This is a genomic window from Pseudomonas sp. NPDC007930, from assembly GCF_042958985.1.
GTDB lineage: Bacteria > Pseudomonadota > Gammaproteobacteria > Pseudomonadales > Pseudomonadaceae > Aquipseudomonas.
In genome coordinates this window covers 850,083-865,519 of the sequence record NZ_JBIBKC010000001.1, presented here as the reverse complement: position 1 = coordinate 865,519, position 15,437 = coordinate 850,083, and the positions used below count along the sequence as shown (strand labels likewise).

General features: G+C 65.0%; 15 protein-coding genes. 7 read left to right on the top strand and 8 right to left on the bottom strand.

The window, feature by feature from the left end; all coding sequences use genetic code 11:
- Positions 1–103: 103 nt before the first annotated feature.
- Genes ACFZCE_RS03955 through ACFZCE_RS03945 form a run of 3 tightly spaced genes read left to right on the top strand, consistent with a single transcriptional unit; the run spans position 104 to position 5,279 of the window.
- Positions 104–1,165, top strand: a complete 1,062-nt coding sequence (locus ACFZCE_RS03955) for an efflux RND transporter periplasmic adaptor subunit (protein ID WP_390936259.1) — start codon at positions 104–106, stop codon at positions 1,163–1,165.
- The gene (locus ACFZCE_RS03950) at positions 1,162–2,226 is read left to right on the top strand and encodes an efflux RND transporter periplasmic adaptor subunit (protein ID WP_390936257.1); all 1,065 of its coding nucleotides are present in this window, start codon (positions 1,162–1,164) and stop codon (positions 2,224–2,226) included. The genes ACFZCE_RS03955 and ACFZCE_RS03950 overlap by 4 nt, the downstream gene beginning before the upstream one ends.
- Positions 2,223–5,279, top strand: coding sequence for an efflux RND transporter permease subunit (locus tag ACFZCE_RS03945; RefSeq protein WP_390936255.1), 3,057 nt, complete (start codon positions 2,223–2,225; stop codon positions 5,277–5,279). Before ACFZCE_RS03950 ends, ACFZCE_RS03945 begins: the two co-directional genes overlap by 4 nt.
- Before the next feature lie 3 nt (positions 5,280–5,282).
- Here ACFZCE_RS03945 and ACFZCE_RS03940 read toward each other — a convergent pair whose 3' ends face one another.
- The 7 genes from ACFZCE_RS03940 to ACFZCE_RS03910 form a co-directional block, all read right to left on the bottom strand.
- Positions 5,283–5,909 (bottom strand): methyltransferase domain-containing protein, encoded by a 627-nt coding sequence (locus ACFZCE_RS03940; protein WP_390936253.1) that lies wholly within the window; start codon positions 5,907–5,909, stop codon positions 5,283–5,285.
- A gap of 194 nt (positions 5,910–6,103) precedes the next feature.
- Positions 6,104–6,439, bottom strand: coding sequence for a hypothetical protein (locus tag ACFZCE_RS03935; protein WP_390936251.1), 336 nt, complete (start codon positions 6,437–6,439; stop codon positions 6,104–6,106).
- Positions 6,394–6,801, bottom strand: coding sequence for a hypothetical protein (locus ACFZCE_RS03930; RefSeq protein ID WP_390936249.1), 408 nt, complete (start codon positions 6,799–6,801; stop codon positions 6,394–6,396). Before ACFZCE_RS03930 ends, ACFZCE_RS03935 begins: the two co-directional genes overlap by 46 nt.
- Before the next feature lie 82 nt (positions 6,802–6,883).
- On the bottom strand, positions 6,884–7,630 hold the full coding sequence (gene tcyN, locus ACFZCE_RS03925; protein WP_390936247.1) for an L-cystine ABC transporter ATP-binding protein TcyN: 747 nt from the start codon (positions 7,628–7,630) through the stop codon (positions 6,884–6,886).
- 3 nt (positions 7,631–7,633) lie between these two features.
- Positions 7,634–8,302 (bottom strand): cystine ABC transporter permease, encoded by a 669-nt coding sequence (gene tcyL / locus ACFZCE_RS03920; protein ID WP_390936245.1) that lies wholly within the window; start codon positions 8,300–8,302, stop codon positions 7,634–7,636.
- Complete coding sequence (gene tcyJ / locus ACFZCE_RS03915; protein ID WP_390936243.1) at positions 8,299–9,090, bottom strand: cystine ABC transporter substrate-binding protein; 792 nt, start codon at positions 9,088–9,090, stop codon at positions 8,299–8,301. Before tcyJ ends, tcyL begins: the two co-directional genes overlap by 4 nt.
- 19 nt (positions 9,091–9,109) lie before the next feature.
- Complete coding sequence (locus tag ACFZCE_RS03910) at positions 9,110–10,111, bottom strand: D-cysteine desulfhydrase (RefSeq protein ID WP_390936241.1); 1,002 nt, start codon at positions 10,109–10,111, stop codon at positions 9,110–9,112.
- A 205-nt stretch (positions 10,112–10,316) separates the two neighbouring features.
- On the opposite strand from ACFZCE_RS03910, the gene epsC reads away from it, so the two are divergent.
- The 4 genes from epsC (at position 10,317) to ACFZCE_RS03890 (ending at position 14,415) form a co-directional block, all read left to right on the top strand.
- Entirely contained in the window at positions 10,317–11,261 is a 945-nt protein-coding gene (gene epsC, locus ACFZCE_RS03905) for a serine O-acetyltransferase EpsC (protein WP_390936239.1), read from the top strand.
- Between the two features lie 561 nt (positions 11,262–11,822).
- A complete protein-coding gene (locus ACFZCE_RS03900; protein WP_390936237.1) occupies positions 11,823–13,151 on the top strand; it encodes an OprD family outer membrane porin in 1,329 nt (442 codons plus the stop codon).
- A gap of 168 nt (positions 13,152–13,319) precedes the next feature.
- Positions 13,320–13,664 (top strand): DUF5329 family protein, encoded by a 345-nt coding sequence (locus ACFZCE_RS03895; RefSeq protein ID WP_390936236.1) that lies wholly within the window; start codon positions 13,320–13,322, stop codon positions 13,662–13,664.
- A 112-nt stretch (positions 13,665–13,776) separates the two neighbouring features.
- Positions 13,777–14,415 carry a peroxiredoxin gene (locus tag ACFZCE_RS03890; protein WP_390936234.1) on the top strand — a complete coding sequence of 213 codons (639 nt, stop codon included), beginning with the start codon at positions 13,777–13,779 and terminating at the stop codon, positions 14,413–14,415.
- Positions 14,416–14,477: 62 nt separating this feature from the next.
- Here ACFZCE_RS03890 and ppk2 read toward each other — a convergent pair whose 3' ends face one another.
- A complete protein-coding gene (gene ppk2 / locus ACFZCE_RS03885; protein ID WP_390936233.1) occupies positions 14,478–15,392 on the bottom strand; it encodes a polyphosphate kinase 2 in 915 nt (304 codons plus the stop codon).
- Between the last annotated feature and the right edge of the window lie 45 nt (positions 15,393–15,437).

Here is a 15,437-nt window from a genome sequence, read left to right as displayed (position 1 = left end):
GCTGGCCACCGCCTCGCCGGCGCTGGCGAGGAACCCCCGGTTTGCCGCATAGTCGCATACACACCAATGACTATTGCGCAAGGGAGCCTGCATGGTGCGCGGGTTGAGCAAGGGAGCTGTAGGGCTGCTGGCCGTGGCGCTGGCCGGTTGTGGCCAGGAGAAGGCCGCCGAGCCGGATACCCCACGGGTGCAGGTGCTGGCCGTGCAGCCGGTGGCGTATAACGCCAGCGTGCAGCTCACCGGCGACGTCCGTGCCCGGGTGCAGACCGAACTGTCGTTCCGCGTAAGCGGCAAGATCATCCAGCGCAGCGTGGATGTGGGCGACCATGTGGCCGCCCACCAGGTGCTGGCCCGCCTCGACCCCAAAGACCTGCAAACCAATGTCGACTCGGCCACCGCCGCGATGCTCGCCGAGCAGGCGCGCCTGGTGCAGGCCAAGGCCGCGTTCGAGCGCCAGGCCAAGCTGCTGCCCAAGGGCTACACCAGCCGCAGCGAATACGACGCCGCCCAAGCGCAATTGCGCGCCAGCCAAAGCTCGCTGGCCGCGGCCCAGGCGCAACTGGCCAACGCCCGCGAACAACGCAGCTACACCGACCTGGTCGCCGAGGCGCCGGGCATCATCACCGCGCGCCAGGCCGAAGTGGGCCAGGTGGTGCAGGCCACCGTGCCGATTTTCGGCCTGGCCCGCGACGGCGAGCGAGACGCCGTGTTCAACGTTTACGAAGGCCTGCTGGCCGAGGCCAAGGCTGACCAACCGGTGACCGTGAGCCTGCTCGACAACCCGCAGGTGAGCACCACTGGCCGCGTGCGCGAAGTGACCCCGGCGGTGTCGGCGCAAACCGGCACCTTGCAGGTGAAGGTCACCCTGGCCAACACGCCAGCGGCGATGCGCCTGGGCTCGGTGGTGGCCGGCAGCATCGCCGCGCCCACCCGGCCCGCGGTCGAACTGCCCTGGGCGGCGCTGACGAAAAACCTGCACAGCCCGGCGGTTTGGTTGCTGGAAGGGGATAAGGTCAACCTGCGCAACGTGACCGTAGCACGCTACCTCACCGGCAAGGTGGTGGTCAGCGAGGGCCTGGCGGCGGGCGACAAGGTGGTCACCGCCGGCGGCCAACTGTTGCACCCCGGCATGCAGGTCGAAGTGGCCCAGGAGCACCAGCCATGAAGCGCCTGTGCCTGCTCAGCCTGCTGGCGCTGGCCGCCTGCTCCAAGCAAGACCCCGCCCCCGAGCCCGTGCGCCCGGTGCTTACCGCGCCGGTCGAGGCACTCGGCACCGACCAGTTCGGCCGCTTCGCCGGCAGCATCGAGGCGCGTTACCAGAGCGACATCGGGTTCCGTATCAGTGGCCGCATCGCCCAACGTTTGGTCGATGTGGGCAACGAGGTCAAGCAAGGCCAGTTGCTCGCCGTGCTCGACCCCACCGACCAGCAAAACCGCGTGCGCGCCAACCAGGGTGACCTGGCGCGGGTTGAGGCACAGTGGATCAACGCCCAGGCCGACGCCCGCCGCCAGCAGGCGCTGTTCGACCGTGGCGTGGGCGCCCAGGCCCAGCTCGACAGCGCCGTGGCCAACCTGAAAACCGCCGCCGCCTCCCTCGACCAGGCCAAGGCGGCGGTGAGCCAAGCCCGTGACCAACTGAGCTATGGCGAGCTGCGCGCCGACCACGACGCCATCGTCAACGAGTGGCGCGCCGAAGCCGGCCAGGTGATCAGCGCGGGCCAGGTGGTGGCGGTACTGGCCCGGCCAGATGTGAAGGAAGCCGTGATCGACCTGCCTGCCAGCCTGGTCGAACGCCTGCCGCCCGGTACCGAGTTCAAGGTTGAGGCACAGCTGGCGCCGCAGCTGCAGGCCAGTGCCACGGTGCGGGAAATCGCCCCCCAGGCCGACCCCAACACCCGCACCCGGCGCGCGCGCCTGAGCCTGGCGCAAACCCCGGCGGGGTTCCGCCTCGGCACGCCGATCCAGGTCAGCCTGAGCAACGCCACCGCGCCGCGCCTGCAAGTGCCGCTGATGGCCCTGCAGGAACATAACGGCGAGGTGCGCGTGTGGCTGGCCGATGGCGCCCACAACAGCGTGGCGCCGCAACCGGTACAGGTGCTGGAAAAACGTGACGGCATGGCCATCGTGCAAGGCCCGCTGAAGGCCGGGGACCGCGTGGTCACCGCTGGGCTGAACAGCCTCAAGCCTGGGCAAACGGTAAAACTCGACGAAGGAAGCGCCCGATGAAAGGGAATTTCAACCTCTCGGATTGGGCGCTGCGCCACCAGTCGTTCGTGTGGTACCTGATGTTCGTCGGCCTGCTGATGGGGGTGATCTCGTACTTCAACCTCGGCCGCGAAGAAGACCCATCCTTCACCATCAAGACCATGGTGATCCAGACCCGCTGGCCCGGCGCGACCCAAGAGGAAACCCTGCTGCAGGTCACCGACCGCATCGAGAAGAAGCTCGAAGAGCTCGACTCGCTCGACTACACCAAAAGTTACACCCGCCCGGGTGAATCCACGGTGTTCGTGTACCTGAAAGACACCACCAGCGCCAAGGGCATCCCCGACATCTGGTACCAGGTGCGCAAGAAGATCGACGACATCCGCGCGCAGTTCCCCCAAGGGCTGCAGGGGCCGACCTTCAACGATGAATTCGGCGATGTGTTCGGCTCGATCTACGCCTTCACCGCCGACGGCCTGACCCTGCGCCAGTTGCGGGACTATGTGGAGCAGGTGCGCGCCGAGGTGCGCTCGGTGCCGGGGCTGGGCAAGGTCGAGGTGATCGGCGCCCAGGACGAAGTGATCTACCTGAATTTCTCGACGCGCAAGCTGGCCGCCCTGGGGCTTGACCAGAACCAGGTGGTGCAGGCCCTGCAAGCGCAGAACGCGGTCACCCCCGCCGGGGTGATCGAAGCCGGGCCGGAGCGGATTTCCGTGCGCACCAGCGGGCAGTTCAAGTCTGAGCAAGACCTGCGCAACGTCAACCTGCGGGTCAACGACCGCTTCTTCCGCCTGGCCGACCTCGCCGAGATCCAGCGCGGCTATACCGACCCACCCACGCCGTCGTTCCGCTTCAATGGGCAGCCGGCGATCGGCCTGGGCATCGCCATGCAGAAGGGCGGCAACATCCAGACCTTCGGCAAGGCCCTGCACGGGCGTATGGATGAAGTGACCGCGCAGTTGCCGATCGGCGTGGGCGTGCACGTGGTGTCGGACCAAGCCCAGGTGGTGGAAAAAGCCGTGGGCGGCTTTACCAGCGCGCTGTTCGAGGCGGTGGTGATCGTGCTGGTAGTGAGCTTCGTCAGCCTGGGCATGCGCGCCGGGCTGGTGGTGGCGTGCTCGATCCCGCTGGTGCTGGCGATGGTGTTCGTGTTCATGGAGTACAGCGGCATCACCATGCAGCGGATTTCCCTCGGTGCGCTGATCATCGCCCTGGGGCTGCTGGTCGACGACGCGATGATCACCGTGGAGATGATGGTCACCCGCCTGGAACTGGGGGACAGCCGCGCCGAGGCGGCCACCTATGCCTACACCTCCACGGCCTTCCCGATGCTCACCGGGACCTTGGTCACGGTCGCCGGCTTTGTGCCCATTGGCCTGAACGCCAGCTCCGCCGGTGAGTACACCTTCACCCTGTTCGCGGTGATCGCCGTGGCCATGCTGGTGTCGTGGGTGGTGGCGGTGTTCTTCGCGCCGGTGATCGGCGTGCACATCCTCAGCGACAAACTGAAAAAAGCCGACGGCCATACACCCGGGCGCATCGCCCGCGGCTTCAATAACGGGTTGACCTTCTGCATGCGCCACCGTTGGTTGACGATCATCGGCACGCTGCTGATCTTCGCCTTGGCGCTGTTCTGCATGCGCTTCGTGCAGAACCAGTTCTTTCCGTCGTCCGACCGCCCCGAGTTGCTGGTCGACCTGAACCTGCCGCAAAACGCCTCGATCAACGAAACCCAAAAGGTGGTCGACCGTTTCGAGGCCACCCTCAAGGATGACCCCGACGTCGCCCGCTGGAGCACTTACATCGGCCAGGGCGCGATCCGCTTTTACCTGCCGCTCGACCAGCAACTGCAGAACCCCTACTACGCCCAGTTGGTGATCGTCAGCAAAGGCCTCGAGGAGCGCGGGGCGTTGACCGCGCGGCTGCGCAAAACCCTGCGCGATGATTTCGTCGGCATCGGCAGCTACGTGCAGCCCCTGGAAATGGGCCCGCCGGTGGGCCGGCCGATCCAGTACCGGGTGAGCGGCAAGGACCTCGACGAAGTGCGCAAGCATGCGATGGACCTGGCCGGCCTGCTCGACGCCAACAGCCACATCGGCGACATGATCTACGACTGGAACGAGCCGGGCAAAGTGCTGCGCATCGACATCGCCCAGGACCGCGCGCGCCAGTTGGGGTTGTCGTCGCAAGACGTCGCCAACCTGATGAACTCGGTCACCGCCGGGCAAACCGTGACCCAGGTGAACGACAGCATCTACCTGGTCAACGTGGTCGGCCGCGCCGAAGACGCCGAGCGTGGCACCCCGGAAACCTTACAGAACCTGCAGATCGTGACCCCCAGCGGGACCTCCATCCCGCTGCTGGCCTTCGCCACGGTGCGCTACGAGCTCGAGCAACCGCTGGTGTGGCGCCGCGACCGGCTGCCGACCATTACCCTCAAGGCCTCGGTGCGCGATGAGATGCAGCCCACCGACCTGGTGGCGCAGTTGGCGCCGGAGATCGCCAAGTTCAACCAGGGCCTGCCGGCCGGCTACAAGGTCGCCACCGGCGGCACGGTGGAGGAGAGCGGCAAGGCCCAGGGGCCGATTGCCAGCGTGGTGCCGCTGATGCTGTTCCTGATGGCCACCTTCCTGATGATCCAACTGCACAGCCTGCAGAAGCTGTTCCTGGTCGCCAGCGTGGCGCCGCTGGGGATCATCGGCGTGGTCATTGCGCTGGTGCCGACCGGCACGCCGCTGGGCTTTGTGGCGATCCTCGGGGTGTTGGCGCTGATCGGCATCATCATCCGCAACTCGGTGATTCTGGTCACCCAGATCGACCAGTTCGAGCGCGAAGGCTACGAGCCCTGGGACGCGGTGCAAGAGGCCACCCAGCACCGCCGCCGGCCGATCCTGCTGACCGCCGCGGCCGCCAGCCTGGGCATGATCCCCATCGCCCGCGAGGTGTTCTGGGGGCCGATGGCCTACGCGATGATCGGCGGGATCATCAGCGCTACCTTGCTCACGCTACTGTTTTTGCCGGCGCTGTACGTGGCTTGGTACCGGATCAAAGAGCCCCGCCGCGAGGCGGCCTGAGGCTCAGGCCCGGCGCCACACGCTCGCCAGCCAGGGCTGCTGCTCACGCGGCAGCCCTTCGGGGCGGTAGTAATGCTCCAACTCCTCGAACCCGGCCGCGGTCAGCACCGCGCGCCATTGCTCGAGGTCATGGAAAGCGCCATAGCGCTGGCCCTTCCAGCCTTCCTGGTTTTGCCCGCGGGGGTTGGAGGCGAACAGCGCGCCGCCGGGTTTGAGGGTGGCGTGCAACTGCTCCAACACCTGCGGCAACTGCGCCAGCGGTACATGGAACAGGCTGGCGTTGGCGAACACCCCGTCAAACCGCGCCGGCGGCAGTTGCAGCGCGAAAAAACTCTGGTGCCACACTTCACAGCCGCTGCCCTGGCGGGCCATCTCGACGAACGGCTCGCAACCGTCGAGGCCGACCGGCTGGTGGCCCAGGGCACTGAAGGTGCACAGGTCGCGGCCCGGGCCGCAGCCGAAATCAAGGATGGCCAGCGGCTGCCGGGCCGGCAGGTGGCGCAGAAGGGCTGCGATATTCTGGCTGACGTCGTGGTCGCGGGTGCCTTCACGGAAGGCCTCGGCGCTGGCCTGGTAGTCACCCAGGGTGGTGCGGGCAATCTGTTCCAGGGCGTTGGGCGGCAGGGGCATGGTAGGGTCCTGGTGGTGGGGAGGCCGGCTGTGCCGGAGGGAATCAACCTGTGAGCACGGCTGATTGTGTGCATGAGCTTCAGGGCCTATCGCCCGGCACAGCCGGCCTCCCACCAGATTTGTGTAAGTGCTTGATTTACGAGCCAACACGTAACCCGTGGGAGGCCGGCTGTGCCGGGCGAAGGGCCCTCGGATCATACCTCTTCGGGCAACCCCAGGCTCTGGCAAGGTGCCCAACGCGAATGGTTGCCCACTCGGTCCCGCACGCTCCAGGTCAGCTCGCGCCAGTGCCCCGGGCGGGCGCGGGCGAGCATCACCAAGGGGATGCAGCCGTGCACCGGCAGGCCGACCTGGCGCGGCAGCAGCGGTGGCAGGTCGAAGCGCTCGTCACCCCAGCGCACGGTGATCTCATCCCCCGCAGCCATGTGCTCATACGCCGGCAGGTAGAACGGCAAGCCGCCCTGGCGGCGTATCTGGCGCAGGTTCATCGCCTTCGGAAAGCACAGCGGCGGCAGGAACTGGTTCTCCACTTCGCCCTCGTACAGCGGCGCGCCCCCGGGCATTCCAGCTTGGCGTAGACCACGGTCACCGGCGAGGCGTGGCTGTACTGCCCGGCCCGCAGCACCTGATAGCGCAGCTTCACCATGCCGCTGTTGAGAATCGCCTGGCTCACGTTCAACACCAGGGGCAGGCCCACCTGCTTGGGCTTGATGATCACGGCCGTGGCGAAGCGTTCATCGATGAACACCTCGATCAGGTCGCCAGGCGCGAACGCGGCACTGGCGCCGATGCGCAGGCACAGTTGGCGGGCGGCATCGGCGCCCAGGCCGTCACGGCAACGCTGGGGCAGTTCGATCGCCGGCAGGGCGAAGGTATCGTGTGCAGGGGGCATCGCTGGGCTCTCGTTCGGCAAGCAGGCCGGGCGGGAGCCTAAGTAGGGCGGCGGTGTGGGAGCGAGAGGGAAAGCGGCCCCGTCAGGCGCCGCGGAACTTGCTCAGGAACTGCCGGGTGCGCTCATGCTGGGGCGAGGCGAACAACGCCTTGGCCTCGCCTTGCTCAACGATGCGGCCGCGGTCGAAAAACACCACGCGGTGGGCCACGTCGCGGGCAAAGCTCATTTCGTGGGTGACGATGATCATCGTGCGTTTTTCTGCGGCCAGGCCGCTGATGGTGGCCAGCACTTCGCCAACCAGCTCTGGGTCTAGCGCTGAGGTGGGTTCGTCGAAGAGGATCACCTGCGGCTCCATCGCCAGCGCCCGGGCAATCGCAACCCGTTGTTGCTGGCCACCGGAAAGCCTGCGCGGGTAGGCGTGTTCCTTGCCCGCCAGGCCGACCTTGGCCAGCAGCTGGGTGCCCAGCGCCTGGGCCTGCTCCAGGGGCATGCGCTTGACCACCACGGGGCCTTCGATCACGTTTTCCAGCGCGGTGCGGTGCGGAAACAGGTTGAAGTTCTGGAACACAAAGCCCACCTGCTGGCGGAGCTGGCGCACCCGCGCTTGCTGCTGGCTGAGCGGGCGCTGGGTGTCGATGCTCAGCTCGCCCACCTGCAGGGTGCCGGTGTCGGGGGTTTCGAGCAGGTTCAGGCAGCGCAGGAAGGTGGTTTTGCCCGAGCCGCTGGGGCCGATGATCGCCACCACTTCACCGGGGCTTACGCTCAGGTCGATGCTGTCGAGCACGGTGGTGTCTTTGAAGCGCTTGCTGAGGTTGGCCACGGTGATCATCGGTCAGGGTTCCAGGTCATGGCGGTTCACTCGCAGTTCCAGGCGGTGCTGCAGGTAAGACAACGCAGTGGCCAGCACCCAGTACAGCAGCGCGGCGGTGAGGTACATGGCGAACACCTCGAAGGTGCGCGCGGTCACCAGTTGCGCCTGGCGGAACAGCTCTGGCACCTGGATGGTCGCCGCCAGGGCGGTGTCTTTCACCAGGGCGATGAAGCTGTTGCCCAGCGGCGGCAGGGCGGTGCGCGCCGCTTGCGGCAGGATGGTCCGGCGCAGCGCCTGGGTGCGGGTCATGCCGAGGGTGGCGCAGGCTTCCCATTGGCCGCGGTCGATGGCGCTGATCGCTGCACGAAGAATTTCGCATGTGTAGGCGGCCATGTTCAGCGAAAAGCCAATCAACGCCGCCGGCAGTGGGTCTAGCTGCACGCCGAACGCCGGCAGGCCGTAGTAGATGAGGAACAACTGCACCAGCAGCGGCGTGCCGCGAAAGAACGACACATACGCCCGGGCCACCAGCCGCAACGGCGGCAGCGAAGAGAGGCGCATCAGCGCCAGCCCGAAGCCCAGCAGCAACCCAAAGAACATCCCGCCCAGGCTCAGCACCACGGTGAACCAGGCGCCCTGCAACAGGAACGGCAGCGACTCGTAGGCGACCCTCAGGCTGTCTTGGTTCATTGGGTGACGTCAGCCCCGAACCACTTGGTCGACAGCTTGGCCAGGGTGCCGTCGGCGCGCAGTTGGGCGATGGCCTTGTCGATCGCCTCGAGCAGCTCGGGCTCGTTCTTGCGCAGGGCGATGCCCGAGACGATGCGCGAGAACGGCTCGCCGGCGGCGGCCAGTTTCTCGTTGGTTTTCTTGACCATCTCCAGCGCGGCCAGGCGGTCGACCAGCACTGCGTCGATGCGCCCGACCATCAGGTCTTGCATCTTGGTGGGGTCATCGTTGTAGGTGCGCACATCGGCCTGGGGCACGTTGGCCCGCACCCACTGTTCATAGTTGGTGCCCAGGCCCACGCCAACCTTCTTGCCGGCCAGGTCTGGCGCGGTTTTGATCTTGCTCTGGTCGGCGGCGCGGGTCAGCGCCTGGATGCCCGACACCGTGTAGGGGCTGGAGAAGTCGTATTTTTTACGGCGCTCATCGGAGATGCTCACCTGGTTGATCACCACGTCGATGCGCTTGGACTCCAGCGCCGCCAGCAGGCCGTCCCACGGGGTGGTCTGCAGTTTGGCCTCCACGCCCAGTTGCTTGGCCAGCGCCTGCGCGAACTCCACCTCGAAGCCGGTGAGCTTGCCGCTTTCATCGACGAAGCTGAACGGCGGGTAGGTGCCTTCCAGGCCCACGCTGATGCTGCCGGCCTTTTTGATTTGCTCTAGTTGTTCGCCAGCGCTGGCGCTGCCGGCGAAGGTGGCCAACAGGGCCAGTGCGCCGATCGAAAGGCCGCGCCGCAAGGTGTGCAAAGTCATGGTGGTGTCCTTATTGATGTTATTGGCCCGACCAGGCGTCGGGGTAGGCGAACAGGCCCGGCGCGCCGCCGGTGTGCAAAAACAGCAATGGCCCGGCGGCGAAGCGTTGCCGCCCCAGGCCGTCGAGCAGGCCGGCCATGGCCTTGCCGGTGTACACCGGGTCGAGCAGCATGCCTTCCTGGCTGGCCACGCGTTTGATCGCGGCCAGGGTGCCGGCGTTCGGCTCGCCGTAGCGGGGGCCGTAGTAGTCATCCCACAGCAGTGGCTGCCAGGCTTTGGGCAGCGGCCGCTCGAGCAGTTCGGCGGTGCGCCGCACCAGTGCGTCGACCTTCGCCGCCTGCGCCGCGGCCGGGCGCGACACCGTCACGCCGATCACCGGCAGCGCTGGCAGTTGCTCGGCCAGGGCCAGGCCAAGCCCGGCGTGGGTACCGGCGCTGCCGCTGGCCAGCACCACCGCGGCGAAGGTTTCGCCACTGGCCTCGATCTGCTCCGCCAACTCCAGGCCGGCGCGCACATAGCCCAGGGTGCCGACCGGGCTGGAGCCGCCGATGGGCACGATGTAAGGCTGTTTACCGAGGCTGCGCAGGCGTTGCGCGAGGGCGTGCAGTTGTTCGTCGGCGGCGTCGAGGTTCGCCACCAGCTCCACCTGGGCGCCGAACAGGTCGAGCAGCAGCCGGTTGCCGTTGGCCAGGTAAGCCGGGTGGTCGGTGCCGATCGGGTTTTCCAGCAGCGCCACGCAACCCAGCCCCAGGCGCGCGGCCAGCGCGGCGGTTTGCCGTACATGGTTGGACTGGATTGCCCCGGCGGTGACCAGCGTGTCGGCGCCTTGGGCCAGGGCATCGGCGGCCAGGTATTCGAGCTTGCGCAGCTTGTTGCCGCCCAGCGCCAGTGGGGTGAGGTCATCGCGCTTGGCATAGATGCCGCGGCCGGCCCAGGCGCTCAGGCGCTCGAGTTTCTCCAGCGGGGTAGGGGCCTGCAGCAGGGCCAGGCGGTTGAAGCGGCTGAGCGCGGTGGCGAGCATGGGCGGTCCGTATCCAGTGGTATAGCCGACTATAGGGAGTGGCCGGGGGCGGGGCAACTGGTTCTAAAAGCGCGGAACTGCCCGGCCGGGGCTTAGGTCCAGATGGCCTGATGAGTGGCACAAAGGTTCTTTTGCCGCCGCTTCGATGTGAACTAAAGTGGCAGCCCGGCGGCGCCACGCGCCGCGCTGCCCCAGGAGTGAAGCCGTGAACGAGCGTGTACCCGGCCAGGCGCCTTCGGAGCCCTGGCACCTGCAAGAGATCGTTGGCCAACTGCGCTCGGCCCGCCAGCAATGGCGCCGGCTGAACGGCCGCAGTTGTGGCCAGAGCGGCGGCCGCCAGTTGCCCTCGCGTGAGGCCATGGCGGTGATTCTCGAGCAACTGTGTGGCGCGCTGTTCCCGATGCGCCTGGGCCCGGTCGACCTGCGCGAAGAAAGCGAAGACTTCTTCGTCGGCCATACGCTGGACGCCGCGCTCAACGGCCTGCTGTTGCAGGCCCAGCTCGAACTGCGTTACGCCCACCGCCAAGGCCCATGCGACGTACCGGCGCTGGACGCCAACGCGCTGAAGCTGATCCAGGGCTTTGCCGCCGCGCTGCCGGGGCTGCGCGAGCAGCTCGACAGCGACGTGCTGGCGGCCTTCCAGGGCGACCCGGCGGCGCGCAGCGTGGATGAGGTGCTGTTGTGCTACCCCGGTGTGCTGGCGATCATCCATCACCGCCTGGCGCACTACCTGTACAACGCCGGTTTGCCGTTGTTGGCGCGGATCAGTTCGGAGCTGGCGCACTCGGCCACGGGCATCGACATCCACCCCGGCGCGCGCATCGGCTCGAGCTTTTTCATCGACCACGGCACCGGCGTGGTGATTGGCGAAACGGCGATCATCGGCGAACGTGTGCGCATTTACCAAGCGGTGACCCTGGGCGCCAAGCGCTTCCCGCAAGACGCCGAGGGCAACCTGCAAAAAGGCCTGCCACGCCACCCAGTCGTCGAAGACGACGTAGTGATCTACGCCGGCGCCACCATTCTCGGGCGGGTTACCATCGGCAAGGGCTCGGTGATTGGCGGTAACGTGTGGTTGACCCGCAGCGTGCCGGCCGACAGCAACATCACCCAGGCCAACCTGCAGTTGGACGACGGTACGCAGAAGTAACCGTTCGTTTACCCTTGGCTCCCACCTCTACCGGTCGTCGGATAACAGTTCTTTCACGGAACCCGACGGCTGGCTGCATTCCTGCAATCTAATCGTCATCGCCCCGTTGCTAGCGTGAGCGCGGCCTCATTGTGTGCCTGCGTTCGCCGGTTTTGTGCCCGGCTGGGCGGGGTAAAGTCTCGCAAAGGCCCGCCGATAGGCTATTGGCGCCTAAAACGGCCCAGGCCGCGCTGCTTCCATATCGCTATAACCAGCGGCACCTAAAGAATTTTTGCTTATGAGAATAGCGTGAAGCGGTGGGTGACAACGTTTTGAGGATATGGTTTCTTATGCGCCATGGTTCTTAACAGAATTGCAACAAAACGTTATTAGGATTTAAAAAATTCTTTAACCTCCTCGCTCGCGAGGAGGGGTGGGGGACCCAGGTGGTGATCCTGAAAGAATGTGCTTGACTAACCGGTCACGCTTTGGTGCTAACCGTGCCAGGCAACCAAAAAAACGGGCATAAGACCCGTCATCACCCGCAAGACAAAAATTAGAAAGCAAAGAGGAGCTATACCAGTGAACAAGTCTACCCTGGCACTCGCGGTTGCCATGGGCGTCCTGGCTCAACAAGCCAGCGCCGCCGGTTTCATCGAGGACAGCAAAGCATCGATCAGTTCCCGTACTCTGTATTTTGATGGTGATAACCGCCAAGGCGGTGCTGACCAGCGCCAAACCGTCACCGGCCTGAAGTTCGACTTCCTGTCGGGCTACACCCAAGGCACCGTAGGTTTCGGCCTCGACGTGCAGGGCGTATTGGGCGTGAACCTGGGCGGTGGTATCGACAACCACAGCACCACCACCTCCAACACCGTGTCGCCGGTTAAAACCGACGGTACTCCGGTTGATAACTGGGGCCGTGTAGGTGCTAACGCCAAGGTCAAGTTCTCCAAGACCGAACTGAAAGTCGGTAACGCTCTGGCGCCTAACCTGCCAGTGCTGGTATCGAACGACGGTCGCCTGCTGCCTGCTGCTTACCAGGGTGGTATCGCCACGTCGAAAGACCTGGACAACGTCACCTTCACCGCTGGCCGCCTGACCCGTGAAATCGGTCGTGCTTCGAGCAACTGGGCTGGCCTCGCCGCCAACGGTACCCGTGGTTCGAACGGCTTCAACTTCGCCGGCGCTGACTGGAAAGTCACCAAAGACCTGACCCTGCAGTACTACTTCGCGAACCTCGAAGACTACTACAACCAGAACTTCTTCGGCCTGACCCACGTCTTCCAGATCGCACCGGATCAGTCGTTCAAGACCGACCTGCGTTACTTCCACAACAGCTCCGATGGTGCTAACGGCAGCGACGCTCGTTATGCCTACACCAACGGTTACAGCGACGGTGGCGAAGTTGACAACAACACCTGGTCCGCAGCGTTCACCTATGCCCTGGGTGGCCACTCGCTGACCCTGGGTCACCAGCGTGTAAGCGATGACGGCGGCATGGCCGCAGTCAACAACGGTTCGGTACGCGACGGCCGTGGCCGCCCTGAAGGTGAAGGTGGCAGCAGCTACTACCTGTTCACCGACATCATGGTCAACAGCTTCACCCGCGCTGGCGAGAACTCTACCTTCGCCATCTACTCGTACGACTTCGCCAAGCTGGGCGTACCAGGCCTGAAAGCGACCTGGACCTACGTCAACGGCCGCGACGCGATCTACAACGCAGCTCGCGACCGCGCCAACGAGTGGGAATCGGACTACCGCATCGACTACACCCTGCAAAGCGGCCCGCTCAAAGGCCTGGGTTTCTCGGCGCGTGAAGGCGTTTACCGTACTGGCCTGCCTGCCGGCACCCAGAACAACGTCAACCAGGCTCGCTTCTACGTGAACTACACCTACGCCCTGTGGTAGTAGGTTGGGTTGTATAAGTTGAGTTGAAAGAACCCCGCTTCGGCGGGGTTTTTTTTCGGGTTCCATGAAGCAGCTGGCCCCCCGCAAAAATACTTCTGGATGTGTATCCAGCCGCCTTCACCGCCAAGGCGCGCTAGCATGGCGGCCCCTTTGCCCAGGAGCCCGCGCATGCCCAAGTACATTGCCCTGATGGCCTTGGTGGCCACCGCCGCCTTTGCCCAGCCCCAACCCGAAGTCGATGCCCTACTCACTCGGCTGGGCGCCTCCAACTGCGAATTCAACCGTAACGGCAGCTGGTACCCGGGCGCTGAGGCCCGTGCCCACCTGCAAAAGAAGCTCGATTATCTGCAAGGCAAGGGGCGGATCAACACCACCGAGGACTTCATCCGCCTGGCCGCCAGCGGCAGCAGTGTCAGTGGCCAGCCCTACCAGGTGCGCTGCCCCGGGCGCCCCGCGGTGCCCAGCGAGCAGTGGTTGCAACAGCAACTGCAAGCCGTGCGCGGAGGGGGCTGAGTTATATTCCCCGGCGCTATAACAAGAGCGTTATTAAGTCTTTTTAAAGTCCGTTGCGTTCGCGCAGAGTTCACCCATCAGCCACGCGTTGCCAATAAAAGGACATCGCACCATGGGTCTCAAACTCGGCGACATCGCCCCGGACTTCGAACAGGCCTCCAGCCAGGGGACCATTCACTTTCACCAATGGCTGGGCAGCAGTTGGGGCGTGTTGTTCTCCCACCCGGCAGACTTCACCCCAGTGTGCACCACCGAGTTGGGCTATACCGCCAAACTCAAGGACGAGTTCGCCCAGCGTAACGTCAAGGCCATTGCCCTCTCGGTAGACCCGGTCGAGTCGCACCTGAAGTGGATCGAAGACATCAACGACACCCAGAGCACCCAGGTCAACTTCCCGATCCTGGCCGATGCCGATCGCAAGGTGAGTGATCTTTACGATTTGATTCACCCCAACGCCAACGACACCCTTACCGTGCGCTCGTTGTTCGTGATCGACCCGAACAAGAAAGTGCGGCTCACCATCACCTACCCCGCCAGCACGGGGCGCAACTTCAATGAGATTTTGCGGGTGATCGATTCACTGCAATTAACCGACAGCCACAAAGTCGCCACCCCGGCCAATTGGCAGCAGGGTGACGAGGTGGTGATCGTGCCGTCGCTCAAGGATGAAGAAGAGATCAAACAGCGCTTCCCGAAAGGGTACCGCGCGGTACGCCCCTATCTTCGGCTCACCCCGCAGCCGAACCGCTGAACCCGTCTTGCAGGGACTTCAGGCCGCGTAAGCGGCCTTTTTTTATGGGGCCCCTGAAGGCCTCAGTAAACCTGCGGCACGATGATTTCGCGCGGCACCGGCTTGCGCGAATAATCCTCATGGCGCTCACGCGGCGGCAGGCTCACCAGCGGCTGCTCAACCCCTTCATAAGGGATTTGCTTGAGCAGGTGGTGGATGCAGTTGAGCCGGGCCTTCTTCTTGTCGTCGGCCTCGACCACCCACCAGGGGGCTTCTGGAATGTGGGTGCGCTCAAGCATCACTTCCTTGGCCTTGGTGTAGGCCTCCCAGCGGCGGCGGGACTCCAGGTCCATCGGGCTGAGCTTCCATTGCTTGAGCGGGTCCTGGATACGGCCCAGGAAGCGCATGTGTTGCTCATCATCGGTGATCGAGAACCAGTACTTGATCAACCGGATGCCCGAGCGGGCGAGCATGCGCTCGAACTCCGGCACCGAACGGAAGAACTCTTCGTACTGTTCGTCGTTGCAAAAGCCCATCACCTTCTCAACGCCCGCGCGGTTGTACCAACTGCGGTCGAACAGCACCATTTCACCGGCCGCCGGCAGGTGCGCCACGTAGCGCTGGAAGTACCACTGGGTTTGTTCCCGGTCGTTCGGCGCCGGCAGGGCGGCCACGCGGCACACCCGTGGGTTGAGCCGCTGGGTAATCCGTTTGATCACCCCACCCTTGCCCGCGGCATCTCGGCCTTCGAAGAGGATCACGATTTTTTCGCCGCTTTTCATTACCCAGTTCTGCAACTTCACCAACTCGCCTTGCAGCCGGAACAGCTCGGCGAAGTAGTGGCGGCGGGCAATCCGGGCTGGGTCGCCGTTCAGGTCGGCATTGAAGAATTCGTCGAGGTTGAAGTGGTCGTCGCCCAGTTCCTGCTCGAGCTCTTCGTCGTAATGGTCCAGGGTGTCGTGTTGCATACGCGAAAGCAGTTCGTTGCTCGAATCCATGGTCGGGGCCTCGGAGGACGGTTGTGAGGGCGAGCGTATGCTTCG

Coding starts and splice junctions, on each gene's coding strand:
- ACFZCE_RS03890 (WP_390936234.1), top strand. CDS start 13,777: ATGGGTCTCAAACTCGGCGACATCGCCCCGGACTTCGAACAGGCCTCC.
- ppk2 (WP_390936233.1), bottom strand. CDS start 15,392: ATGGATTCGAGCAACGAACTGCTTTCGCGTATGCAACACGACACCCTG.
- ACFZCE_RS03910 (WP_390936241.1), bottom strand. CDS start 10,111: ATGCTCGCCACCGCGCTCAGCCGCTTCAACCGCCTGGCCCTGCTGCAG.
- ACFZCE_RS03945 (WP_390936255.1), top strand. CDS start 2,223: ATGAAAGGGAATTTCAACCTCTCGGATTGGGCGCTGCGCCACCAGTCG.
- ACFZCE_RS03950 (WP_390936257.1), top strand. CDS start 1,162: ATGAAGCGCCTGTGCCTGCTCAGCCTGCTGGCGCTGGCCGCCTGCTCC.
- tcyJ (WP_390936243.1), bottom strand. CDS start 9,090: ATGACTTTGCACACCTTGCGGCGCGGCCTTTCGATCGGCGCACTGGCC.
- ACFZCE_RS03930 (WP_390936249.1), bottom strand. CDS start 6,801: ATGCCCCCTGCACACGATACCTTCGCCCTGCCGGCGATCGAACTGCCC.
- ACFZCE_RS03940 (WP_390936253.1), bottom strand. CDS start 5,909: ATGCCCCTGCCGCCCAACGCCCTGGAACAGATTGCCCGCACCACCCTG.
- tcyL (WP_390936245.1), bottom strand. CDS start 8,302: ATGAACCAAGACAGCCTGAGGGTCGCCTACGAGTCGCTGCCGTTCCTG.
- tcyN (WP_390936247.1), bottom strand. CDS start 7,630: ATGATCACCGTGGCCAACCTCAGCAAGCGCTTCAAAGACACCACCGTG.
- ACFZCE_RS03895 (WP_390936236.1), top strand. CDS start 13,320: ATGCCCAAGTACATTGCCCTGATGGCCTTGGTGGCCACCGCCGCCTTT.